This is a genomic window from Streptomyces sp. NPDC047072, assembly GCF_040643855.1.
Lineage (GTDB): Bacteria > Actinomycetota > Actinomycetes > Streptomycetales > Streptomycetaceae > Streptomyces.
Genome location: NZ_JBEYVC010000025.1, coordinates 34039 through 56660, shown reverse-complemented (window position 1 = coordinate 56660; position 22622 = coordinate 34039). Strand labels below are relative to the sequence as shown.

The window sequence follows — 22622 nt, the reverse complement described above, 5'->3', positions numbered from 1 at the left end:
CGGCCCTCAGTGCGTGACGCGGATCTTGGACTGGCCGTGCGGGAGTTGCTCCCAGTCGTCCATGAACCGGGCCCGCAGGCCATGCCGTCGGGCGAGGGCCAGGAGGGTCTCGGTGCGGTAGTAGAAGTCCTCTCGCAGGACGTGGTGTTCCTCGCCCTCCGTGCGGTCGAAGGTGAAGTCGAACCAGCCGCCGGGGGCGAGGACCCGGCCGACATGGGCGAGGCACTCCTCGATCACGGACAGCGGTGAGTGCGAGAAGACGCTGTGGGCGTGGACGACGTCGAAGTGGGCGTCCGGGAGGAAGTCCAGTTTCAGGTCGTGGACGGGGGTGAGGACGGGCAGGCGCTTCTGCAGGCCCATCTCCACGAGCGTGCCCTGCGCGGCGAAGAGGATGTCGGGCGAGATGTCGACGCCGTAGTAGTGGCCGGGCTCCAGATGGCGGATGAAGCGCCAGCCGCCGCGCAGGTTGCCGCAGCCGATCTCCAGCATCCGGTGCTCGGGGCTGAGGCCGTGGCCGAGCAGGTAGTCGAACTGCAGGGCCCCCAGCGCGAGCCAGCGTTCGCGGTTGCGGCTGCCGACGGCCGCGTCCGGGTCGGCACGGGTGTCGGAGCGCATCACGGCCCGGTAGTAGGAGACGTGGTCCGGGTGGCGCCGGCGCAGCCACAAGTCACGCGCGGCGCGGGCCAGATGGCGGGGGACGCGGTCGGGGTGGCGCAGGGCGTAGCCGACGCGGTGGCCGAGGGCGGCTCGGTTGGCGGTGAGGTTCTTGGTGGGCACCGGGGTCTCTTTCCTGTTTCCTGTGGACGTCTTCGCTGGTCCCAGCCTCGGTGCGGCGGCCGGGGGTGCGGCTCGGCCAACAGGCTCGTGCCCGGGCGCGGTTCGGCCGACCGGCGTGTCAGCCGATCGGTTGATGCGGCGGCGCGTCGATCGCGTTAGACACGGAGCATGAACCACACCGATCCGGAGGAGCGCTGGCTGGGCGCGATCGTGCACGGGGCGTTCTTCCTGCTCCTGGGCTCCTCGTTCGTCCGCTTCCTCTCCCGCGACCAGGGCGGGGTGCGCACCGGGTGGGTGGCGGCGCTGTTCGCCGTGTTCTGCCTGCTCTACGTCCTCGGGCACTTCCTCGCCCCGCCGCCCCGTCCGGGCCTCGCGCCCACCGCACGCCATCTGGGCTGGCTGGGCGCGGTGACCGCCGTCTGGGTCGTGCTGCTCGTCCTCGCGCCGAGCGCCACCTGGTGTGTGATGCCGCTGCTCTTCGCGGGGCTGCACGCGCTGCCGCCGCGGATCGCGGTCCCGTCGGCGGCCGTGCTCACCGCGCTGGTGGTGCTCTCGGAGATACGGGTGGCCGACGGGCCGCTCAACCCGAACATGATCGTGGCCCCGCCCGCGGTCGCCGCGGTCGCCACCGCCGTACTCGTGCATCTGCAACGGCAGGGGGCCCGGCAGCGCGTGCTGATCGAGGATCTGGTGCGCACCCGGCACGAACTCGCCGTCACCGAGCGGCGGGCCGGGGTGCTCGCGGAGCGGCAGCGGCTGGCCACGGAGATCCACGACACCCTCGCCCAGGGGCTCTCCAGCCAGCGGATGCTGTTGCAGGCCACCGAGCGGGTGTGGGACGCGGATCCGGACGCGGCCCGGGGGCATGTGCGGGCGGCCGCCGAGATCACCTCCCACAGCCTCGCGGAGGCCCGGCGTTTCGTGCACGACCTGGCGCCGGCCGATCTCGCGGAACGCTCGCTGGAGGAGGCGCTGGAGGTGCTCGCCGCGCGGGACAGCGGGCCGGGGCTGACCGTGGAGTTCCGGCTCGACGGGGAGCCGGGCCCGCTGCCGGAGCGGGTCGCGGGGGCGCTGCTGCGGATCGCGCAGGGCGCGCTGGCCAACGTACGGGAGCATGCGGCGGCGACGCGGGCGGCGGTGACGCTGACCTGGCTGGACGACCAGGTGTCGCTTGACGTGGCCGACAACGGGCGGGGGTTCGCGATGCATGTGGCGGACAACGGACGGGGGTTCACGGTGGGTGAGGCGTCTTCGGGGGAACGGGGGCACGGTCTGCCCGCCATGCGGATCCGGGCGGGGCAGTGCGGGGGGACGCTCGGTGTGGAGTCGGTGCCGGGTGAGGGCACCGTAGTCTCGGTGGCCGTGCCCCTGCGCGCGGTCGAGGAGGCCGCCCTGTGACCGCATCCGCTGTGCGCATCCTGCTCTGCGACGACCACGCCGTCGTCCGTGCCGGGCTGCGGGCCCTGCTCTCCAGTGCCGCGGGCATCGACGTGGTCGGCGAGGCGGCGACCGGCGAGGAGGCGGTCGCCATGGCCGCGCGCCTCGCGCCCGACGTCGTCCTGATGGATCTCCAACTCGACGGCGGAATGGACGGGGTGACGGCCACCCGGCAGCTGACGTCGGGGCCCGAGGGCGGTCCGCGGGTGCTCGTGCTCACCATGTTCGACACCGACGCCGACATCACCCGGGCCATCGAGGCGGGCGCCACCGGCTATCTCCTGAAGGCCGAGCAGCCCGAGGAGCTGTTCGCGGCGATCCGGGACGCCGCCTCCGGCCGTACCGCGCTCTCCCGTCCCGTGGCCGACCGGCTGCTGACCCGGCTGCGCAGCCCGCGCCCCGCCCTGTCCGGACGCGAGCAGGAGATCCTCGCGCAGCTCGCCCGGGGCCTCGGCAACCGGGAGATCGCCCGCGCCCTGTTCATCAGCGAGGCGACGGTGAAGACCCATCTCGGGCGGATCTACGGCAAGTTGGGCGTCGAGACCCGGGCCGGTGCGGTGGCGGTCGCCAAGGAGCGACGGCTGCTGCCGTGAGTGGCGGCGGGAACCAGGGGTAAGCGATACGCGTTCTTACGTTACGGCAGACACCCTTGACAGCATGCGTACTGTTTCGCGACGTTTGATCCTTGCCGACACTTCGTTCGGCGGGACGCGGACAGCGCGTCGTGGGGGGATTTGGGGGGAGCGGTCGCCCATGCGATCCATGAGCAGTGACACGGACATCACCATCCACAGACCCGACGAGCTCAGCACCTCGCACCACAAGGCCTGGCACGAGGCGATGGACGCGTCGCCGGACTACGCCAACCCGTTCCTGGCCCCGGAGTTCACGGCCGGCGTCGACCGGCACCGCGGCGGCGTGCGCGTGGCGGTCCTGCACCAGCGCGGCGAGCCGGTCGGCTTCCTGCCGTACGAGCGCAACGCCGTCGGTGTCGGCCGGGCGGTGGGGCTCGGGCTCAGCGACTGCCAGGCCCTGGTGCACCGCCCCGGTGTCACCTGGGACACCCGGGCCCTGCTGCGGGCCTGCCGGCTCTCGGTGTTCGAGTTCGACCACCTCGTCGAGGGGCAGCAGCCCTTCGCCCCTTATATGACCGGGTCGTTCGCCTCCCCGGTGATCGACCTCAAGGTCGGCAGCGACGACTACCCCCAGTGGCTGCGCGGCGCCTACCCGGGGCTCGCCAAGACCACGCTGAAGAAGGAGCGCCGGCTCGCCCGCGACCTCGGCGAGATGCGCTTCGTGTTCGACGAGCGGGATCCGGCGGCGCTGCGCACGCTCATGCGCTGGAAGTCCGCCCAGTACCGCAGGACGGGCCGGATGGATCGTTTCGCCCGGCCGTGGATCGTGGATCTGGTGGAGGACCTGTTCGAGGTCCGCGAGGAGCATTTCACCGGCGTCCTGTCGGTGGTGTACGCGGGCGACCGCCCGGTGGCCGCGCACTTCGGCCCGCGCTCGCGCACGGTGTTCGCGCCGTGGTTCACTGCCTACGACCCCGAACTGCGCTACTACTCCCCCGGGTTGATCATGCATCTGCGGATGGCCGAGGCCGCGGGCCGGGACGGCATCCGCGTCATGGACATGGGGCGTGGCGACAAGGAGTGGAAGGACTGGCTCAAGACCCGTGAGCTGCGGGTCTGCGAGGGCTTCGCGACCCGTCCGCATCCGGTGTCGGCGGCGCACCGGCTGTGGCGCCGCCCGGTGCGCGGCCTGCGCAACACGGTCAACGCCCACCCGGCGCTGCGCGAGCCGGCCGACCGCCTGCTGAAGACGGTGGGCACGCTGCGCACGTCGAGCCGGACGCAGCCGGGCAGGCCGGACGGACACCGCTCGGACTCCGACTCCGACAGAGCGGGGCCGCTGGCGAGCTGAGCGGGTCGCGGGGCAGGGGACTCCCGTAGGCACGGGGTCTCCCGTAGGGGGCACGCTGCAGGGCACTCCCGTGCGGGGGCGTCCCCGCAGGAGCAGCGCCTCTCCCGCGCGCTTCAGGTCCCTCCCGCACGGCGTTCGCCAGGCCCTCCCGCCCCGCGAGGGGGCCGCGCGGGTCGCCGTGCCGTCATGGCTCCTTCTGCTACGGCCTTCCCAAGGCCCTTCCACCCAAGGGGTGCCGATGCCGTACGGCTCGCGGCTGGCAGCGACGATGACCCGGCGACTGGGACGCGAGTGCGTCTACACGCCCTCGGCCCGCCTCGCCCTGTACCTCGCGCTGCGGCGCTGGTGCCGGCCGGGCGCGCGGGTGCTGATGTCGCCGGTGAACGACGACGTGATCCTGTTCGTGGTCCTCGCGGCCGGGCTGCGCCCCGTGGCGGCCCCGGTCTCCGCGTGGGACGGCAACATCGACCCGGTCGCCGTACCGGAGGCGACCTGGCGCGGCGTGGACGCCGTGCTGACCACCAATCTGTACGGCGTGCCGGACCGGGTGGTCGAACTGCGGCGCCGGTGCGACCAGTTGGGGATCCCGCTGTTCGAGGACGCGGCGCACGCGATCGGCAGCCATGTGGACGGGCAGCCGGTCGGCACCTTCGGCAAGGCGGCCGCGTTCAGCCTCTCCAAGCATGTGGCGGGGATGGCGGGCGGTTTCCTCGCCGTCGAGGACGCCCGCGCCCGGAGGGAACTGGAGCTGCTGCGGGACGACCTGCTGACCCCGGGCCGGCTGCGCCAGGACCTGGCGACGACCCTGCGTCCGCTGGCCCGCTCCTCGGTGCGCGCGCTGCACCTGGTGCGCCCGGTGTGGCGCACGATGGAGCGGCTCGGCCTGATGGAGCGCGACGCCTTCCGCATGGACCTGCGGGCACCCCGGCTCACCGCCTCCGCCCGGGAGGCGCCGAGCCTCACGGCGTACGACCCGTGGGTCCGCGTCGATCTGCACGGCTACCGCTCACGGCACGGCGTGCTGGTCCGCGGGCAGCTGGGGCTGCGGCTCGCGGGGCTGGACGACGACCTGGCCCGGCGCCGGGCCGGGGTCACCCTGCTGGCGGGCACGCCCTGGGCCTCGCCCGCGCTGCGCGACCGTACGGCGCACGACGGACCGCTCGCCCTCTTCCGGGTCCCCCTCCTCGTCCACGACCGGGACGCGCTCGTCCAGCGGCTGGTGCGCTACGACGTGGTCTCCGGCTACCTCTACGACCCGCCGCTGGACGACTACGCGGGCGCGGAGTTCGTGGACCCCTCCCCCGACCCGTCGGCGGCCCGCTGGTTCGCCTCGCACGCGCTGCCGGCGGATCCGCTGCTGGCCCGCCGGATCGTGCACGCGTTCACCCGGGAGCGGGTCGCGGACGCGCATCCGGCGCTGCTGCGGCCGGTCCCCGGCATCACACCGCCCCGGATCGTGGGGCAGTGAGGTGCGCCACCCCGACGATCGATCAAAACATCGGGGGGTTAGCATATGAGCGCCGTCTAGCTCGAAAGAGAATTCTGTGACTGTCAAGGGCGACTCGTTCACCGACTGGAAGAACCGCGAGGAGATCGCGGAATCGATGATCCCGATGATCGGGAAGCTGCACCGCGAGCGGGACGTCACCGTCCTGCTGCACAGCCGCTCCCTGGTGAACAAGTCGGTGGTCAGCATTCTCAAGACCCACCGGTTCGCCCGGCAGATCGCCGGCGAGGAGCTGTCCGTCACCGACACGCTGCCCTTCCTCCAGGCGCTCACCACGCTCGACCTGGGCCCCTCCCAGATCGACATCGGCATGCTGGCGGCGACGTACCGCACGGACGACCGCAGCCTGTCGGTCGAGGAGTTCACCGCCGACGCCGTCGCCGGGGCCACCGGCGCCAACAAGATCGAGCGGGGCGCCGGCCGTGACGTCGTCCTCTACGGCTTCGGCCGGATCGGCCGCCTGGTGGCGCGGCTGCTGATCGAGAAGGCCGGGTCCGGAAACGGGCTGCGGCTGCGCGCGATCGTCGTCCGTGGGGGCGGCGACCAGGACATCGTGAAGCGGGCCTCGCTGCTGCGCCGGGACTCCATCCACGGACAGTTCCAGGGCACGATCACCGTCGACGAGGCCGAGGGCACGATCATCGCCAACGGCAACACGATCAAGGTGATCCACGCGAACGACCCGTCGGAGATCGACTACACGGCGTACGGCATCAGCAACGCCATCCTGATCGACAACACCGGCAAGTGGCGTGACCGGGAGGGCCTTTCGCAGCATCTGCGGCCCGGTGTCGACAAGGTCGTGCTGACCGCGCCGGGCAAGGGTGACGTCCCGAACATCGTGCACGGCGTCAACCACGACACCATCAAGCCGGACGAGCAGGTCCTGTCCTGCGCCTCCTGCACCACCAACGCGATCGTGCCGCCGCTGAAGGCGATGGCCGACGAGTACGGCGTGCTGCGCGGCCATGTGGAGACGGTCCACTCCTTCACCAACGACCAGAACCTGCTGGACAACTACCACAAGGCCGACCGCCGGGGCCGTTCGGCGCCGCTGAACATGGTCATCACGGAGACGGGCGCCGCCTCCGCCGTCGCCAAGGCGCTGCCCGACCTCAAGGCGCCGATCACCGGCAGCTCGATCCGCGTGCCGGTGCCGGACGTCTCCATCGCGATCCTGAGCCTGCGGCTCGGCCGTGAGACCAGCCGCGAAGAGGTCCTGGACTACCTCCGTGACGTCTCGCTGACCTCGCCGCTCAAGCGCCAGATCGACTTCACCACGGCGCCCGACGCGGTCTCCAGCGACTTCATCGGCTCCCGGCACGCCTCGATCATCGACGCGGGCCCCACCAGGGTCGACGGCGACAACGCGATCCTCTACCTCTGGTACGACAACGAGTTCGGCTACTCCTGCCAGGTCATCCGGGTCGTACAGCATGTGTCGGGGGTGGAGTACCCGACGTATCCCGCTCCGGAGGTCTAAGGGGTCGAGGGCAGCCGGCCCGTCTGGACCAGGAGGGTGCGGCTCCGTCGCGAGACGAACTGGCCCCGGCCCGGTGGCAGGGGCCGGGGCCGCGCGTCGCCGAGGAGCGCGCCCTCGACGGGGTCGCCGGAGAGGATCACGCCCTGCGGGCCCAGTTCCTTCATCCGCTGGAGGAACGGCTCGAAGGACGCACGGCCCGCCCCGCCGGAGTTGCGGGCGACGAGGAAGCGCACGCCGGTGTCCCGGGCGAACGGGAGGTACTCGGCGAGCGCCGCCAGCGGGTTGCCGCTCGCCGTGGCGATCAGGTCGTAGTCGTCGACGATCACGAACATCACGGGTCCCGACCACCAACTGCGCCTGCTCAGCTGCTCGGACGAGACGTCGGGGGCCGGGATCCGGGAGCTCAGGAGGGACTTGAGTTCGTGCGTGTGGGCCTGCACCGCGGAGGCCGAGGCCGTGTAGGCGGCCAGATGGGTCTCCGGGACGGCACCGAGGAGGGAGCGCCGGTAGTCGACGACGAGGACGCGGGCCTCCTCGGGCGTGTAGCGCTCGCAGATCTGCTGCGCGAGCAGCCTGAGCAGGTTGCTCTTGCCCGACTCGCTCTCGCCGTAGACGAGGAAGAACGGGTCCTTCTCGAAGTCGGCGTACACCGGCCGCAGGGTGTCCTCGTCGATGCCGAAGGCGACGCCCAGTTCCGGCTTGCTGTTGCCGGACGGCAGCCGGCCGGACGGCAGTTCGCGGGGCAGCATCCGCACGGCGGGCGCCGCGGGTCCCGGTGCCGCGTCGGCGACGGCGCGGGCGAGGACGGCCGTGGCCTCCGCCAGGCCGTCGTCGGAGTGGACGCCGTCGGCACGTGGCACGGCCGCGATGAAGTGCAGCTTCTCCGGGGTCAGTCCGCGGCCCGGAGCGTCCGACGGGACGTACTGCGCCACGGACCGGGACACCTCCGACTCCACGGGGTCGGCGAGCCGCAGTTCGAGCGTCGCCCCGATCTGGTCGCGGATCGCGGGACGCACCTCTCCGGCACGGTTCGCGGTCAGGACGACGTGGACGCCGTAGCCGAGACCGCGGTGGAGAAGGTCGGCGACGACCGGTTCGAGGGCCTCGTACTCCTCCCGGAAGCCGCGCCAGCCGTCGACGACGAGGAAGACGTCGCCCCAGGGCTGATCCGTCGCCTCTCCGCGGGCCCGGCGCTGCCGGTATTCGGTGATCGAGGCGATCTCGGCGGTCCGGAAGTACTCCTCGCGCTGGGCGAGGATGCCCGCGACCTCGGCGACGGTGCGCCGGACCTGTTCCGCGTCGAGCCGGGTGGCCACCCCGCCCACGTGCGGCAGCCCCGCCACGGCGGTCATCGCGCCGCCGCCGAAGTCCAGCCCGTAGAACTGGACTTCCTGCGGGGTGTGGGTGAGGGCGAAGGACGCCACGAGGGTGCGCAGCAGGGTCGACTTGCCGGACTGCGGGGCGCCGGTGACGAGCAGGTTGCCCGCGCCGCCGGCGAAGTCGCACCACAGGACGTCCCGGCGCTGCTCGAACGGCTTGTCCACCACGCCCAGGGGCACCACCAGCCGGCCCATGCCGCGGTATGCGGGCGCGGTGAGGCCGCGGCCCTCGACGACGGTCAGGCCGGGCAGCAGTACGTCGAGCGGCGGGGGCTGGTCCAGGGGCGGGAGCCAGATCTGGTGGGCCGGAGGGCCCTGGTTCTCCAGGCGCTTGAGGATCAGGTCCATGGGCGAGTCGGCGTCGGCCGCGCGTGGGTCGTTCCCGGCCCAGCCGGAGGCGTAGGCGGCACGGAAGCCGACCATGTGGTCGACGTCGAACTTCAGATAGCCGGAGCCGGGCGCCGACGGCAACTGGTAGGCGTCCGGTACGCCCAGGACCGCCCGTGACTCCTCCGCCGAGAAGGTGCGCAGACCGATGCGGTACGACAGGTAGGTGTCCAGGCCACGCAGCCGCTCCGCCTCCAGGCGCTGGGAGGACAGCAGCATGTGGATGCCGAGGGAGCGGCCGATGCGGCCGATGGTGATGAGCACGTCGATGAAGTTCGGCTGGGCGACGAGCAGTTCGGCGAACTCGTCGACGACCAGGACCAGGGTCGGCAGCGGGACGAGCGGTGCTCCCGCCGCGCGGGCCCGTTCGTAGTCCTGGTGGCTCGCGTAGTTGCCCGAGGCCCGCAGGAGTTCCTGGCGCCGGACGAGTTCGCCGCGCACCGCGTCGCCCAGACGGTCGGCGAGGGACAGGTCGGAGGCGAGGTCGGTGATGACGGCCGCGGTGTGCGGCAGCCGGGTCATCTCCGCGTAGGTGGCGGCACCCTTGAAGTCCACCAGGACGAAGTTGACGGTCTCCGGGGAGTGCGTGACCGCGAGGCCGAGGACGAGGGTGCGCAGCAGTTCCGACTTGCCGGAGCCGGTGGCGCCGACGCACAGGCCGTGCGGGCCCCAGCCGCCCTGGGCGGCCTCCTTGAGGTCCAGGACGACCGGCGAGCCGCCGGAGTCGACGCCCACGGGCAGGGTGAGCCGCTGGGCTCCGCGCGCGATCCAGGCCGAGGAGGGGTCGGTGTCCCAACTGTCCGGCAGCGGCAGCAGATCGAGCAGACGGGGGATGCTGTCCTCGCCGTCACCGGACCTGCTCAGCCGCCCCGCGCCGGGCAGGTTCCAGGCGGCGGTCACCTTACCGAGGAGCGCGTCGAGTTCCTCGCCCTCGTCGCCGTACGACGTCGTCCCGGTGCGTGCGAGGGCGGGCATCGCGAGCCGGACGTACCGCCGTCCCCGGGTCAGCCCGAAGCCCGGCTGTCCCGGTGGGATGCCGCCCGCGAGGTCGCTGTCGATGCGCGACTCGCGCGGGTCGGCCAGGGCGAGTTCGACCCAGGTGCCGAGGTGCAGCAGGAGGTCCTCGGGCAGGTCCCGCCAGCGGTCGGCGGAGACGGCGAGATGGATGCCGTAGTAGACGCCCTGCTGGGCGACGCGCAGGAGTTGCCGGGACTCGTCGGGGTAGCGGGCGGCGAAGTCCGGCCAGGAGTCGACGAGGAGGAAGACCTCGCCGTTGGACTCGGCCTCCAGCGCCTTCTGGGTCCGCTTCTGCCGGAACGCCTTCGGGGAGCGGATGCGCAGCGCGTCGCAGATCCGCTCGCGGCGCTTGAGGGTGGCCATGACGCCCTCGACGAGTTCGCGTACGTCCTCGCCGCCGGAGTAGTCGGCGACCATGCCGACGTGCGGCAGGGCGGCCAGGCGGGTCATCCCGTCGGGTTCGCCGTGCAGGCCGTAGATCTGGACCTCTTCGGGGGTGTGGGTCAGGGCGAGCGAGCAGGCGAGGGTGCGCAGGACCGAGGTCTTGCCGCTCCAGCGGCTGCCGACGACGCCGATGTGGGGTGCACCGCCGGACAGGTCGAGGGTCAGGGTCTCCTGGAGACCCTGGGCGGGGTCGTACATCCGGCCCAGGGGGACGGTGAGTTGGCCGTTCGGCGGCCAGTCCGGTGCGCACAGCCCGCGTTCGGGACTGATCGCGAGGGCGGGGAGCAGGTCGCCGAGCGGGAGGCTGTCGCCGGAGAAGGGGTCGGCCTCCTCGCCGCGGCCGCGGTGCCACAACGCGGCTTTGGCGAGGGGGATGTTGCCCTGGACGCCGGAGCGGAACTCGGTCGGCGTCTGCGGGGCGCCGCTCTCGCGGACGTGGCGCTGGATGTGCTGGAAGAGTTCGTTCGCGGTGATCACGCCGTCGTTGTCGACGTCCGCCCGCCCGGTGCTCAGTCCGTCGATGACCGCCTCGGTGAACACCGAATGGAACTCCCCGGAGCGGCTCTTGACCGTCTCGCCCTCGAAGGCGAACTCCAGGACGTCGGAGGCGGTCATCACATACGTGCCCTTGCCGGCCGCCTGCGCCGACAACTCGCCGTCGTCGGGCGCGAAGGGGGCCATGCCCTGGACGTAGGCGCCGCCGAAACAGCAGTCGAGGAGGAGGACCTTGCGCCGGGAGCGGCAGCGGCTCATCTGCTCCTCGATGAACCGCGCGGAGATCGCGGTCGACTCGGGCAGGTCGCGTTTGGTGCGCAGGGTGGTGAAGAAGAGGCGGCCGTGCTTGTCCCGGATGCCGTGGCAGGAGACGTAGAGCAACAGGGTGTCGTTGGGGCCGAGATCGCGCAGGACGCGCTCGATGTGCTCCTCGATCTCGGCCTTCGACTCGTTGACCAGGGGGATGACCCGGTCGAAGTAGCCGATCGCCTTGTCCTCCAGGAGCGCGCCGAGGCGCCGGGCGTCGGCCGCGGGTGAACGCAGGCGGCGCAGGCCGGAGTCGAGGTAGTCGGTGGTGGCGACGAGCAGGGCGACGCGGCTCACGGTCCCTCCGACGCGCCTACGACTGCGGGGTGTTGTCGTCGGAGCGCCGCTGGAGCCACGCCTCGATCAGTTTCCGTTGATCGGCGGCCGAGAGGCCCTCGACGACCAACGAGTCCTCCCCCACGGTGAGTTCGACCCGGCGCGCCTGCGCCCGCTGCCGCCACTCCCCCACCAGGCCGACCAGCGAGGTGAGCGCGGGCTTCGAGAACGCGCCGGTGACCAGGAGGACTCCGAGCGTGGTGACCGTCCCGCTCTTGGCGCCCTCGGGTGCGGTGTCCCCGTCCGGCCGTACGACGGACTCGGCCGCGTCGAGGAGCAGCAGCTCCTCCTGGAGCTCACGGGTCAGCGCGTCCGTCTCGACGGTGTCGCCGTCCGCCGCCTCCACGGCAACGGTGATCTGCATGGTTCCCCCGTCCCTCTGCGGTGCGTCGCACCGGCCTCGCCCACAAATGCCGTAGTCAGCATAGTCGTTGGCCTCACGCGCACCGGGACCGTGTCAGGGGTGCCGCTCGCGGTACAGGTCGCGCAGGAGGGCGATCTCGGCTCCGTGGTGGAGGAGTTCCTGGTTGACCCACCAGACGATGTCGAGGAAGGGCTCCTCGGGGTCGCTGCCGTGGGGGTAGGTGGAGCGGCCGACGGTGTCGAGGTCGGTGTCGGTGGTGCCCTCGAGCGTGGTGCGCCAAGCTGTTGCGCCCTCTTCGAAGGCGGCGAGCGCGTCGGCGGCGCCGCCGCTGATGACGTAGTCGTCCCGGGTGAGGGTGTGGGTGCCCGAGGTGTGGTCGGCGCGCAGGAGGAGCATCTCGCTGAGGTGGCTCAGGCGCCAGGCGAGGGTCGTGAACGGAGGGGGCACGGGGTGCGGGTAGGGCGCGAAGTCCCGTCCCCAGTCGCCGGTTCCGGACAGGAGAGTCGCCCGCGGTGCCGGCGCGTCGGTGCGCCGCCGGACCGACCAGCTGCCCGGTACCGGTTCCCAGAGGTACTCGTCGTCGGTGAGCGGTCCGACCTTGGTCGGGCTGCCGTCACCGCTGTCGGTCTCCGGGCCGGCCAGGCGGCCGGTCAGGCGTTCGCGCGCGAAGTCGAACTGGTCGAGCAGCGGGGTGAGTCGGGGCGCTGGTTTCACGGGTACTCCCAGGAAGAGGGTCGACCTCTCACCCTGGCAGTCCCGGCAGCGCCTCCGCCTCTCGATTTCCGTCGGTCCAACAGCCCCTTCAGTGTCCTTTGAACGCCTCCTCCAGCCACCACGCGCCCCGGTCCCGGACCACCTTGGCGTCGACGAGCAGGGGCGCGGACCGTGGACCGCCCACCCAATCCGCTACGGCCTTCAGGTCGGCTCGTGTCCGCACGGTGACCGCCTCGAAGCCGTACCCCCTCGCCACGGCGGCGATGTCCGTCTCCGGGAACTGGACGGTGTCCAGGGGATGCCCGGCGGGTCCGAAGTGGTGCACTTCCGCCCCGTACGCCTCGTCGTTGTAGACCACGACGACCATCGGGAGCCCGAGCCTGCGTACGGTGTCGAGGTCGGCCGCGCCCATCAGCGCGCCGCCGTCGCCGAGGGCGGCCACCGGCAGGCGGTCGGGCCGGGCCAGGGCCGCGCCGATCGCGGTGGCGAGACCGAGGCCGATCGACTGGAACGCCTGGGTGAAGCAGAAGCCGTCCTGGTCGGGCACGGACAGGTAAGTGCTCGGGTAGCCCATGAAGTTGCCCGAGTCGACGCCGATCACCCGTTCCGCGGGCAGGATGTCGTCGAGGGCGATGCTGAGCGTGCGGGGGTCGATCCGGTCCCGGGTGCTCGTGTCGTCGTACGGCACGTCCCGCAGGCGTACGCGGGAAGCGATCGCCTCTTGGGTCTCGGGGGTCCGACAGCCCTCCCGTTCACCTGAAGAGGCCTCCAGGGCGCGGCGCGCCGTGAGTTCGACGTCTCCGGTCACCCCGAGGTCGATGGCGCGGTGGGCGCCGAGGGCCGACGGGTCGTCGTCGACCTGGACGACGGTCGCGTGCTCGCCGATCAGGGCGCCGTGTCGCATGGTCCACATGTTCAGCGCGCAGCCCCAGCCGACGATCAGGTCGGCGGCGGCGATGAGTTCGGCCGCCAGAGGGGAGGCGAAGCCGCCGGAGACGTCGAGCGACCAGGGGTTGCGGTGGAACAGGCCGCGGGCGACGGCGGAGGTGGCGAGGAGCGCGCCGTGGCGTTCGGCGAGGGCTTGCAGCGCGTCCCTGGCTCCGGGTGAGCGGGAGCCGCGGCCGGCGACGAAGACGGGACGGCTGGCGCGCTCCAACGCCTGTGTCAGACGCACCACTTGCCCGGCTTCAGGCTCGACCACCGGTCGCGGCGGGGGCGGTGCGGCCTGCGCGAGGACACCTTCTGGTACGTCCAACTCCTGTACTTCCAGAGGGACGTTGAGGAGCACCGTACGTCGCTCGTGCAGAGCCCGTCGTACCGCGTCGCAGGCCGCTGCCACCGCACCTTCGGCGGAGGTGATGCGCATCGGGACCGCGCCCACCGCGCGGGCCAACGCCTCTTGGTCCACAGAGAAGTTGGAGGTCGGTCGAGTGACCTCGGCGGCCAGGACGACCAGAGGTGTACGGCTCTTCGCGGCCTCGGCGATGCCCGTCATCGCGTTCGTCAGGCCGGGCCCCTGGTGGACGCTGAGCGCGGCGACGGAGCCGCTCACGCGGGTGTACGCGTCGGCCATGGTCGCCGCGCCGCCCTCGTGACGCGCGGCCACGAACCGGGCCCCGGCGGCGACCATCGCGTTGGTCAGATGGAAGTTGCCGGATCCCACCACCCCGAAGACCTGGCCGATCCCGGCCGCGCACAGCGCCCGTCCGACGGCCTCCGCGACCTTCACGACCGCTCCACCAGGGCGAGCACACGCGCGGGCGAGCCCGATCCCGCGACGATGGGCAGCGGTCCGGCGATGACGACGCTGCCGGTCGCGGGCAGCGCGGCCAGGTTCTGGAGCTGGGTGAGGCCGTACTTGTCGCTGCCCATCAGATAGGAGTGGCAGGGGAACGCCGGGTCGAAGGAGTGCCCGCGACCGGCGTCCGTGCCGACCGTCTCCACGCCGAGGCCGATCACGGGCGACTCCTCGGCCACCCAGCGGGCGCACTCCGGTGACAGGCCGGGGGTGTGCGGGCCGTTCTCGTCCGCGTTGAGGAACGCCTCCTGGGAGTGCGAGCGGGCGTCCCAGCCGGTACGCAGGAGCAGCCAACCGCCGTCCGGCAGCGGGCCGTTCTGCACCTCCCACGCCTTGACGTGCTCCACCTCCACCAGGAAGTCGGGGTCCTTGGCGGCCTCGGCGGTGAAGTCCAGTACGGCGGCGGGGGCGATGAGCCGCTGGGCGGGCACGGAGGCCACGTCGGCGAGGTCCCGGCCGGTCACCCAGTGGTTGGGGGCGTCGAAGTGCGTGCCGGTGTGCTCGCCGCTGCGGAAGTTGTTCCAGTACCAGGCCGGTCCGCGGTCGTCGTAGCGGCTGATCTCCTCCAGCGCGAACACCGCCGTCTGGCCGAACTCCGGCGGCAGTTGGATCACCGGTGTCGCGGACGACAGCGGCGAGGTGAGGTCGACGATCTCGATCGAACCGCTGCGCAGCGCGGACACGAGCGAGGCGAGAACGGACGGCTGCTCGGGCATCAGGGCCTCCTCAGTCACTCCGGGAGCTGTCAGCATGTCACCGACAGTCCGGGTGAGGGGACCGAAGGACAGGGGGCAGCGGGATGGGCAGAGGTACGGCTTCCATGCTCGTGCTGGGGGCGCTGGGGCTTGCGGGGTGCGGGTCGGGGGACGACGTGACCTGGCTGCCGGGGTCGAGCGGGACGGTCTCGACGTCGGCGCAGGCATCGGCCTCGCCTTCGCGGTCGGTGTGGCCGTCGGCGTCGGCATCGAGGGCCACCTCCCCGTCGGCGTCCGCCCCTGCCGCCGGCGCTACGGCGGCTCCGTCACCCGTCCCCGTCACCGGCCCCGACCAGAAGCTGGTGACCATGACGATCACCGGCGGCTTCGCGGGCGTCCACCGGACGGTGATCCTGCACGGCGCCGGCACCGCGTACACCAGCGAGAAGGGCGAGCCCGTGGTGCGCCGCCTCAGCGAGGAGCGGTTCGTGGAACTGCGCACGCTGCTCGGCGATCCGGCTCTCGACGACGTGCCCTCGTTCTCGATGCACGCGGGGGCGGCGGACATGTTCCAGTACACGCTCACCTACGGCGGCCGGACCGTCGTCACGGACCAGCCGGAGAGGGAGCCCGCGCTCGGCCGTCTGGTCTCGGCCCTGAGCGAGCTGCTCCCCAAGACCTGAGCCAACTGTCGACAGAACCCACCTTTCACAGCTTCACGACTCTTGACCAGGCTCTAGTGTCGACACTAAGAAGGGAGGGCGAGCCGCGCCGCGGTCGCGTACGACTGCCTCGACAAGGGGGTCCAAGTGACCGGCAGGCTCTCCGGGAAAGTCGCTCTCGTCACCGGCGCGGGCGCCGGGATCGGCCAGGGCTGCGCGCTGCTCTTCGCCGAGCAGGGGGCGACGGTGATCGGCTGTGACATCGACGAGGCCGCCGCCGAGGGCACCCGTAAGGCGGCCGCGGACAAGGGGCTCGCCGTGGAGGTGCTGGCGCCGCTCGACATGACGTCACCCGGGGACGCCCGGCGGTTCGCGGACGAGGCGTTCGGACGGCACGGGCGGGTGGACGTCCTGGTGACGGCGGGGGCGATCGCCCCGCACATGGCATCGGCAGCTTCGATGGACTTCGACGCGCAGTGGACGCCGACGATGCGCGGTGAGGTCGACGTGGTCTTCCTGCCCGTGCAGGCGGTGTGGCCGCACCTGGAGGCGTCCGGGGGCGGCTCGATCGTCAACTTCGCCTCGGTGAACGCCTTTCGGGGCAGCGGCACCTTCGGGATGGTCGCGCACTGCGCGGGCAAGTCGGCGGTGCTCGGGCTCACCCGCCAACTCGCCGTGGAGGGCGGCCCCTTGGGTATCCGGGCCAACACCATCGCGCCCGGTATGGTGCGCACCCCGGCCACCGAGTCGGCGGGCGCCCACGAGGGTTCGGCCCGGGACGCCCTCCTCGCCCGCATCCCCCTCGGGCGGGTGGGCAGGCCGGAGGACATCGCCTGGTGCGCGGTCTATCTGGCGTCGGACGAGTCGACGTGGGTGACCGGGGGGAACTTCCCGGTCGACGGCGGGGTCATGGCGAAGTGACCTCGCGGCGAGGCCTTCTCACGAGGCAGCCCGGCGCCGCCGTACCGGCTTCCTCGCCACCGCGTCCTGCTCCAGCTGTTCCTCCACCGCCCGCTGCGCACGCACCGTCGCCCCCGCGATCAGCGCCGACGCCAGCTCGCCGTCCCGTTCCTCGCACGCCTGGAGGAGGCGTTCCTGGTCGTCGATGCTGTAGGCGAGGCGGCCGGTGCGGGTCAGGCTCAGATGGCGCAGCATCAGCGTGCGCAGGGCCAGCGAGTCGAGGATCTGCTTCAGGGTGGGGTTGCCGACGATCTCGGTCATCCGTTCCTGGAGCAGCACATGGCTCCAGAAGTACGCGTCCACGTCACCGTCGTCGGCCAGCTTCCGCATCCGCTCGACCCGGGTGCGCAGCTCGCCCAGCTCCTCGTCGCTCGCCCGGTCCACCAGCAGGCCCGCGAGCATCGACAGAAGGTTCTTGCGGACCTGGTAGATGTCCCGGATGTCCTGGAGCGAGGGCGCGGCGACCCGGGGCCTGCGGCGGGCCTTCATCTCGACCAGGCCCTCCTGCTCCAGCAGCATCAGGGCCTCGCGGACGGGCGTACGGCTGGTGTCGAACCGGTGGGACAGATCGACGCTGTTGAGGTCCTGGCCCGGCTCCAGCCGGCCCTCGATGATCCCGGCGCCCACCCACTCGGCGATCTGCGCGACCAGCGGCTCGCGCCGCTCCCGCAGCCGCAGGAGGCGCTCCAGCACGAGGTGCGTGTCCTGATCGGTCATGCGGCACTTCTCCCTGCCTGGTCGGGGGCGCACAGCCCACGCAACGGTGTCGACACTATCTCACTGCCCTCCCGGGACCGACGCCGGCCGCCCCTGCCTCCTGTCGACAGAGCACAACCTTTAGCGAAGGGATGGAAACCCATGAACCACGCTCTCTCCAGACGCGCCCTCGTCGCGGGCACGACCCTGGCCGCGCTCGCGGCGGGCTCCCGTACGGCGGAGGCCGGCACCGCCTCCGAGACACCGTGGGTGCCCGTGCCGGTGCCCGCGCAGGTCCCGGTCACGGAGTACCAGGTGCCGGTCGCCGGCGGCGGCAGCCTGTGGTGCTGGGACACCGGCGGCGACGGCGAGGCCGTCGTCCTGCTGCATCCCGGTTCCGGCAGCGGGGAGAGCTGGCCCTACCAGCAGCCGGTGCTGGCGGCGGCCGGACTGCGGGTGATCGGCTACTCGCGGCGGGGCGCGTACGGCTCGGTGGCGGGCACGAAGGCGCAGGCCGACACCGCCTCGGGCGACCTCGACACGCTCGCCGACCACCTGGGCCTCGGCCGCTTCCACCTCTCCGGTTCGGCGGCGGGCGGTCCGGTCGCGATCGACTACGCGCTCGCGCACGAGGACCGGCTGCTCAGCCTCACCGTCTCGGGCAGCATCATGGGGATCATGGACGCCGAGTACGAGGAGCTGACCTCGGTGCTCCAGCCCGACCCGTTCGGCGACCTGCCGGTCGACTTCAGGGAGCTGGGGCCCTCCTACCGCGGTGGCGACCGGGACGGCGTGGCCGCCTGGCTGGCGATCAACTCCCGCGCCAGGACGGCCGACGCCTTCGCCCAGTCCCTCGCGCACACGATCACCTGGTCCGCGCTGGAGACGCTGATCCTGCCGGTCCAACTCATCACCGGGGACGCCGACTTGTACAGCCCGCCCTCGGTCATGCGGCTCAACGCCGAGCACCTGCGGGACGTGGAGACGCACGTGGTCCGCGAGGCGGGCCACAACCCGCACTGGGAGCAGCCCGCCGCCTGGAACCGGCTGCTGCTGCACTTCCTCAGACGGCACCGCACCTCCTAGACGTCCAGGGCGACCAGAAAGCGGGACACCATGTTGTACGCCGCCACGGTCGCCGTCAGCTCCACCAGTTCGGCGTCGGTGAAGTCCACGCGCAGGGCGTCGAACAGCTCGTCGGGCACCTGGATCTCGCGGGTCATCGCATCGGTGTAGGCGATGACCCGCGCCTGACGGGCGTCGAGGGCGGGTTTCTCCCGGCGCACCTCGTCGAGGACGTGCTCGTCGAGTCCGGCCCGCCGGGCATCGGATTCGTGCGCGGTCCACTCGTAGGGGGCGCGGTTGAGGACGGCGATCCGGAGGATCACCAACTCCCTGATCTCCGGCGCGAGTTGTATACGTCCGCGGATGGCCCCGAGCAGACTGTTCCAGCCGTCGGCGAGCTGCGGGCTGTGCAGGAGCATGCGGTCGAGCGGGCGCAGCTCGCCGCCTCGCCGTTCCCGGATCCGCTCGGCGATCTCGCCGGTGCCTTCGGTGTCGGGGAGCCGTGCCATTCAGGGGTTTCCTTTCACAGGGGTCGGCTAGAGCGGGCCAACAGCCGCATCGCTTCCAGGCGTTCGAAGGGTCCCGCCGCCACCCGGTCGCCGAAGACCATGACCTGCTCACCGGTGAAGGTCGGCCAGCGCGGCAGCGCCCCGCCGTTCGGGTCGCCGGTCGTGACGAAGCGCGCCCAGGTGTCCGCCATGGTGCGGGCGAGGTCACGGTCGGTCTCGGTCCAGGGCCATGGGCGGCGGTCCAAGTTGTCCAAGGCATAAGGGAGTTCGGCGGTGTGGTGGACGCCGTATCCGCGTAGTCCGTCCTTGGGCGGGGCGAGGTCCAGGTCGGGCGGGAGCGGTGGGGTGCGGGTGAAGCGGTACATCCAGGTGGGGGCGGTCTCGCGGTGGGCGGTGGCCCAGTGCCAGACGGGGTAGGTGAAGCGGCTCTCGCCGGTGAACCGCCTTGCGGTCAGGCGGAGTTCGTCGGTGTCACGGACGGGGTACAGCTCGTCGGTGCCGGGTTCCACCGGGAGTCGGCGTACGGCGTCCAGGGTGGCGTACACCGAGCCCTCGTCGGTGTTGGTGCCGACCAGCAGCGGTACGGCGTGCTGGCGGCCGGCGGCGAAGACGTCGTCGCTGGGCTCGGTCAGGACGCGGCCGTCCACCACGGGTCCGAAGTGGCCGCGCAGCACCAACTCCGCGCCGTCGAGCCGCCGTAGCCCCTCGACGGACCGGCCGCCGAAGCCCTCGGCCCATCGCAGCCCCTCCTTCTGCGCGTCCTCCTGCGGGGGAAGCGGCCCTTCGGCGCGGCCGACCCCGGAGGCGCTCTGGCCGAGAGCCGCGCGGAAGAGCGGCCGGGCCGCGGAGGACGCCATGAGGTGGCAGATGTGGGCGGCTCCGGCGGAGTTTCCGGCGAGGGTCACCCGGTCGGGGTTGCCGCCGAAGGCCGCGATGTTCTCCCGCACCCAGGTGAGGGCGGCAACGATGTCGAGGAGCCCGTAGTTGCCGGACGCGCCCAGGTCGTCCTCGGCGGCCAGTTCCGGGTGGGCGAGGAAGCCGAGGGCGCCGAGGCGGTGGTTGAGGGTCACGACGGCCAGGCCCCGGGCGGCCAGAGCCAGGCCGTCGTGTATTTCCTGGCCTCCATGGCCGTAGCGGTTGCCGCCGCCATGGATCCAGATCATCACCGGCAGCCCTGCGGCGGGCGCCGGGTCAGGTGTCCATACGTTCAGATAGAGGCAGTCCTCGCTCATCACCAGGGCCCGCCGGTCGGCGAAGTTGGTGTGGTACATGATCGAGTCGCGCGGCGGCTGGGGCTGGAGGGGCGCGGGCCCGAAGTCGTACGCGCGTCGCTCACCGTCCCAGCGGGCGGCGGGCCGGGGTGGCCGCCAGCGCAGCTCGCCGACGGGCGGTGCGGCGAACGGGACGCCCCGGAACACCGCGACCCCCTCGTCCCACTCCCCGGCGAGCCGTCCCGCCGCCGTCCGCGCGCGGATCACACCGGCGCCTTGTGGAGCTTGCCGTCCTTCATGATCACCGTCAGCCGGTGGCGGTCCTGGAGGATGCGGATCTCCTCCAGCGGGTCGCCGTCGACGAGGACGAGATCGGCGAGGAACCCCGGCCGGATCAGGCCGAGTTCGTCCTCCATGCCCATGATCTGGCCGCCGTACCGGGTGGCAGCGCGCAGCGCGTCGGCCGGGGTGAAGCCGAACCAGTCGACGAAGAGTTCGAGGTCGCGGAGGTTTCGGCCGACCGGGTTCCACGCGAAGCCGTAGTCGCCGCCGGGCACCACGCGGATGCCGCGCCGGGCGAGTTCGGGGACCACCTGGCGTACGGCCGCCGCCGTGGCCTCCACCTCCATGCCCGGCTCGGGCTCGCTGCCCGCCTCGTACAGGTTGGCGTGGATGATGCCGGGGGTGGGGGCCACGAAGAGGCGGTCGCGGGCTGCTTCGAGGAGGTCGAGGGCCTCCTCGTCGGCGAAGGTGCAGTGGTAGACGGCGCGGATGCCGTGGCGTACGGCCATCTTGATGGACTCGGCGGCATGGGCGTGCGCGGTGAGCCAGACGCCGTGCTTCTGGGCCATGAACGACGCGGCCGCCACCTCGTCGTCGGTGAACTGGACGATTCTGGAGGTCCCTTGGACCACCGCGCTCTCCCCCGAGAGCGACAACTTGACGATGTCGACACCGAGTTCGGCCATCCCGGTGACGAAGCGGGCCACCGAGTCCGGGTCGGAGGCGCGGCCGTCGACGCCCGGGAAGTCGTAGACCCCCGGCTCGACCATGCCCGCGCTGCCCTCCCAGGACGCGGCCTTCAGGCGCGGCCCGGGCATCCAGCCCTCGGCGAAGGCCTTGCGGGCGGCGGTCTCCGTACGGGGCAGGCGGTTGCCTCCCGAGTAGGCGCTGGTGATGCCGTGGTCGAGGAGGACCCGGCCTGCGTGGGCGACGAGCAACACCTTCTCCTCCTCGGGCTCGTCGCGGCGGCGCGAGAGGTGCTCGAGGGTGGAGCCGAAGCCGAGGTGGGCGTGGGCGTCGACGAGACCGGGGAGCAGGGTGCCGCCGCGTCCGTCGATCACCTGGGCGTCCGCGATCCGGTCGCGGGGGATGCGGTCGCCCACCTCGGCGATGCGGTTGCCCTCGACCAACACCTGGGCAGGGAACGGGTCTTGTCCAGTTCCGTCGAAGACCTGGACGTCGACGAAGAGGGTCGAAGCCATCCTCACACCCACTGTTCCGCGGCCGGTTCGTCCTCGCCGTACGCGTCCCGCCAGGAGACGACCGGGTTGCGCAGCACCCCGAGTCCCTCGATCTCCGCCTCCACGACGTCTCCCGGCTTGAGGTAGTTGGCAAAGGGGTCCTCGGTGCTCGCGGCGACCCCGGCGATGGTGCCGGTGGTGATGAGGTCGCCCGCGCTGTAGGTCTGCGGGGAGTGGTAGGCGACGAGTTGGGGGATCGAGACGGACATCCGGGCGGTGTTGGACTTCTGCCGGACGTCTCCGTTGACCCGGAGTTCCATGTCGAGGGCGTGCGGGTCGTCGATCTCGTCCGCGGTGACGATGTACGGGCCGATCGGGCAGAAGGTCTCGATGGCCTTGGAGAAGGAGAAGACTCCGGACTCCATCTCCTTGCGCTGGATGTCGCGGGCGGTGATGTCGTTGAAGACGACGTAGCCGGCGATGTGCTCGACGGCCTGCTCGGCGGAGAAGAAGCGCCCGGGTTTGCCGATGACGATGGCGAGTTCGAGCTCGTAGTCCAGTTCCTGGGTGAGGTTGGCCGGATACACGATCGGCTGGTCGGGGCCGATGATCGCGTCGACGTTCTGGAAGAAGACGATGCCCTTGTTCACGGGGTGCGACCAGTCGACGCGGACCAGGTCCTCGTGGTGCTCACGGAAGTTGCCGGCGGTGTGGAAGAACTTCTTCGGTGTGACGGGGGCGCGCAGGGTGACGTCGGCGAGCGCGAACGTCCGTCCCGTTTCGCCGACTTGGCCCTCGCGCTCGAAGTAGGCGCGGGTGGAGGGGACGTCGAGTTCGACGACGGTGTCCGCGTCGAGCCGGCCGACCAGCCCCTCGTCGAACGTCACCAGTTTCATGAGATCTCCCTCAAAGTGTCGACACAATGGCGGCTTTGGCTTACGGTCGGGGCCCGGCCCCCGGGAATCGGTTCGCATCTTTCCCCGGGGGCCGG

The 22622-nt window shown here is 71.8% G+C and carries 20 protein-coding genes; 8 read left to right on the top strand and 12 right to left on the bottom strand.

Annotated features, from left to right (window positions below):
- Window positions 1-6 precede the first annotated feature (6 nt).
- Entirely contained in the window at window positions 7-777 is a 771-nt protein-coding gene (locus ABZ896_RS14155; RefSeq protein WP_360927097.1) for a class I SAM-dependent methyltransferase, read from the bottom strand.
- Window positions 778-945: 168 nt separating this feature from the next.
- Between ABZ896_RS14155 and ABZ896_RS14150 the strand changes: the two genes are divergently transcribed.
- The 5 genes from ABZ896_RS14150 to ABZ896_RS14130 all read left to right on the top strand — a co-directional run bounded on the left by ABZ896_RS14150 (window position 946) and on the right by ABZ896_RS14130 (window position 7130).
- Window positions 946-2175 (top strand): sensor histidine kinase, encoded by a 1230-nt coding sequence (locus ABZ896_RS14150; protein WP_360927094.1) that lies wholly within the window; start codon window positions 946-948, stop codon window positions 2173-2175.
- Entirely contained in the window at window positions 2172-2807 is a 636-nt protein-coding gene (locus ABZ896_RS14145; protein ID WP_360927091.1) for a response regulator transcription factor, read from the top strand. The genes ABZ896_RS14150 and ABZ896_RS14145 overlap by 4 nt, the downstream gene beginning before the upstream one ends.
- A gap of 160 nt (window positions 2808-2967) precedes the next feature.
- Window positions 2968-4140, top strand: a complete 1173-nt coding sequence (locus ABZ896_RS14140) for a GNAT family N-acetyltransferase (protein WP_360927089.1) — start codon at window positions 2968-2970, stop codon at window positions 4138-4140.
- A gap of 238 nt (window positions 4141-4378) precedes the next feature.
- Window positions 4379-5608 carry a DegT/DnrJ/EryC1/StrS family aminotransferase gene (locus ABZ896_RS14135; RefSeq protein WP_360927086.1) on the top strand — a complete coding sequence of 410 codons (1230 nt, stop codon included), beginning with the start codon at window positions 4379-4381 and terminating at the stop codon, window positions 5606-5608.
- A 76-nt stretch (window positions 5609-5684) separates the two neighbouring features.
- Entirely contained in the window at window positions 5685-7130 is a 1446-nt protein-coding gene (locus tag ABZ896_RS14130) for a glyceraldehyde-3-phosphate dehydrogenase (protein WP_360927083.1), read from the top strand.
- Here ABZ896_RS14130 and eccCb read toward each other — a convergent pair.
- The 6 genes from eccCb to ABZ896_RS14100 form a co-directional block, all read right to left on the bottom strand.
- Window positions 7127-11455: a type VII secretion protein EccCb gene (eccCb, locus tag ABZ896_RS14125; protein WP_360927081.1), complete on the bottom strand. Its 4329-nt coding sequence runs from the start codon at window positions 11453-11455 to the stop codon at window positions 7127-7129. The genes ABZ896_RS14130 and eccCb overlap by 4 nt on opposite strands.
- Before the next feature lie 16 nt (window positions 11456-11471).
- A complete protein-coding gene (locus ABZ896_RS14120) occupies window positions 11472-11858 on the bottom strand; it encodes a hypothetical protein (RefSeq protein ID WP_360927079.1) in 387 nt (128 codons plus the stop codon).
- Between the two features lie 93 nt (window positions 11859-11951).
- The gene (locus ABZ896_RS14115; protein ID WP_360927076.1) at window positions 11952-12572 is read right to left on the bottom strand and encodes a DinB family protein; all 621 of its coding nucleotides are present in this window, start codon (window positions 12570-12572) and stop codon (window positions 11952-11954) included.
- 88 nt (window positions 12573-12660) lie between these two features.
- Entirely contained in the window at window positions 12661-14301 is a 1641-nt protein-coding gene (locus ABZ896_RS14110) for a thiamine pyrophosphate-binding protein (protein WP_360927074.1), read from the bottom strand.
- Complete coding sequence (locus ABZ896_RS14105; protein ID WP_360927071.1) at window positions 14298-15086, bottom strand: cyclase family protein; 789 nt, start codon at window positions 15084-15086, stop codon at window positions 14298-14300. Before ABZ896_RS14105 ends, ABZ896_RS14110 begins: the two co-directional genes overlap by 4 nt.
- Before the next feature lie 37 nt (window positions 15087-15123).
- A complete protein-coding gene (locus ABZ896_RS14100; protein ID WP_360927068.1) occupies window positions 15124-15435 on the bottom strand; it encodes a hypothetical protein in 312 nt (103 codons plus the stop codon).
- Here ABZ896_RS14100 and ABZ896_RS14095 point away from each other — a divergent pair.
- Window positions 15434-15748: a hypothetical protein gene (locus tag ABZ896_RS14095; RefSeq protein WP_360927065.1), complete on the top strand. Its 315-nt coding sequence runs from the start codon at window positions 15434-15436 to the stop codon at window positions 15746-15748. The two genes, ABZ896_RS14100 and ABZ896_RS14095, sit on opposite strands and share 2 nt — an antisense overlap.
- A gap of 126 nt (window positions 15749-15874) precedes the next feature.
- Window positions 15875-16648: an SDR family oxidoreductase gene (locus ABZ896_RS14090; protein WP_360927063.1), complete on the top strand. Its 774-nt coding sequence runs from the start codon at window positions 15875-15877 to the stop codon at window positions 16646-16648.
- An 18-nt stretch (window positions 16649-16666) separates the two neighbouring features.
- Here the strand turns inward: ABZ896_RS14090 and ABZ896_RS14085 are convergent, their stop codons facing one another.
- On the bottom strand, window positions 16667-17404 hold the full coding sequence (locus tag ABZ896_RS14085; protein WP_360927060.1) for a GntR family transcriptional regulator: 738 nt from the start codon (window positions 17402-17404) through the stop codon (window positions 16667-16669).
- 141 nt (window positions 17405-17545) lie between these two features.
- Here ABZ896_RS14085 and ABZ896_RS14080 point away from each other — a divergent pair, with 141 nt between their 5' ends.
- A complete protein-coding gene (locus ABZ896_RS14080) occupies window positions 17546-18469 on the top strand; it encodes an alpha/beta hydrolase (protein ID WP_360927057.1) in 924 nt (307 codons plus the stop codon).
- Here the strand turns inward: ABZ896_RS14080 and ABZ896_RS14075 are convergent.
- The 4 genes from ABZ896_RS14075 to ABZ896_RS14060 are packed head-to-tail and all read right to left on the bottom strand — an operon-like array spanning window position 18466 to window position 22527.
- Complete coding sequence (locus ABZ896_RS14075) at window positions 18466-18957, bottom strand: carboxymuconolactone decarboxylase family protein (protein WP_360927054.1); 492 nt, start codon at window positions 18955-18957, stop codon at window positions 18466-18468. The two genes, ABZ896_RS14080 and ABZ896_RS14075, sit on opposite strands and share 4 nt — an antisense overlap.
- Window positions 18958-18971: 14 nt before the next feature.
- The gene (locus ABZ896_RS14070) at window positions 18972-20435 is read right to left on the bottom strand and encodes a carboxylesterase family protein (protein ID WP_360927051.1); all 1464 of its coding nucleotides are present in this window, start codon (window positions 20433-20435) and stop codon (window positions 18972-18974) included.
- Window positions 20432-21652 carry an amidohydrolase family protein gene (locus ABZ896_RS14065; RefSeq protein ID WP_360927049.1) on the bottom strand — a complete coding sequence of 407 codons (1221 nt, stop codon included), beginning with the start codon at window positions 21650-21652 and terminating at the stop codon, window positions 20432-20434. Before ABZ896_RS14065 ends, ABZ896_RS14070 begins: the two co-directional genes overlap by 4 nt.
- Window positions 21653-21654: 2 nt before the next feature.
- Window positions 21655-22527 (bottom strand): fumarylacetoacetate hydrolase family protein, encoded by an 873-nt coding sequence (locus ABZ896_RS14060; protein WP_360927046.1) that lies wholly within the window; start codon window positions 22525-22527, stop codon window positions 21655-21657.
- Between the last annotated feature and the right edge of the window lie 95 nt (window positions 22528-22622).

Coding starts and splice junctions, on each gene's coding strand:
- ABZ896_RS14150 (WP_360927094.1), top strand. CDS start 946: ATGAACCACACCGATCCGGAGGAGCGCTGGCTGGGCGCGATCGTGCAC.
- ABZ896_RS14140 (WP_360927089.1), top strand. CDS start 2,968: ATGCGATCCATGAGCAGTGACACGGACATCACCATCCACAGACCCGAC.
- ABZ896_RS14135 (WP_360927086.1), top strand. CDS start 4,379: ATGCCGTACGGCTCGCGGCTGGCAGCGACGATGACCCGGCGACTGGGA.
- ABZ896_RS14120 (WP_360927079.1), bottom strand. CDS start 11,858: ATGCAGATCACCGTTGCCGTGGAGGCGGCGGACGGCGACACCGTCGAG.
- ABZ896_RS14105 (WP_360927071.1), bottom strand. CDS start 15,086: ATGCCCGAGCAGCCGTCCGTTCTCGCCTCGCTCGTGTCCGCGCTGCGC.
- ABZ896_RS14095 (WP_360927065.1), top strand. CDS start 15,434: ATGACGATCACCGGCGGCTTCGCGGGCGTCCACCGGACGGTGATCCTG.
- ABZ896_RS14100 (WP_360927068.1), bottom strand. CDS start 15,435: ATGGTCACCAGCTTCTGGTCGGGGCCGGTGACGGGGACGGGTGACGGA.
- ABZ896_RS14085 (WP_360927060.1), bottom strand. CDS start 17,404: ATGACCGATCAGGACACGCACCTCGTGCTGGAGCGCCTCCTGCGGCTG.
- ABZ896_RS14080 (WP_360927057.1), top strand. CDS start 17,546: ATGAACCACGCTCTCTCCAGACGCGCCCTCGTCGCGGGCACGACCCTG.
- ABZ896_RS14075 (WP_360927054.1), bottom strand. CDS start 18,957: ATGGCACGGCTCCCCGACACCGAAGGCACCGGCGAGATCGCCGAGCGG.
- ABZ896_RS14065 (WP_360927049.1), bottom strand. CDS start 21,652: ATGGCTTCGACCCTCTTCGTCGACGTCCAGGTCTTCGACGGAACTGGA.
- ABZ896_RS14060 (WP_360927046.1), bottom strand. CDS start 22,527: ATGAAACTGGTGACGTTCGACGAGGGGCTGGTCGGCCGGCTCGACGCG.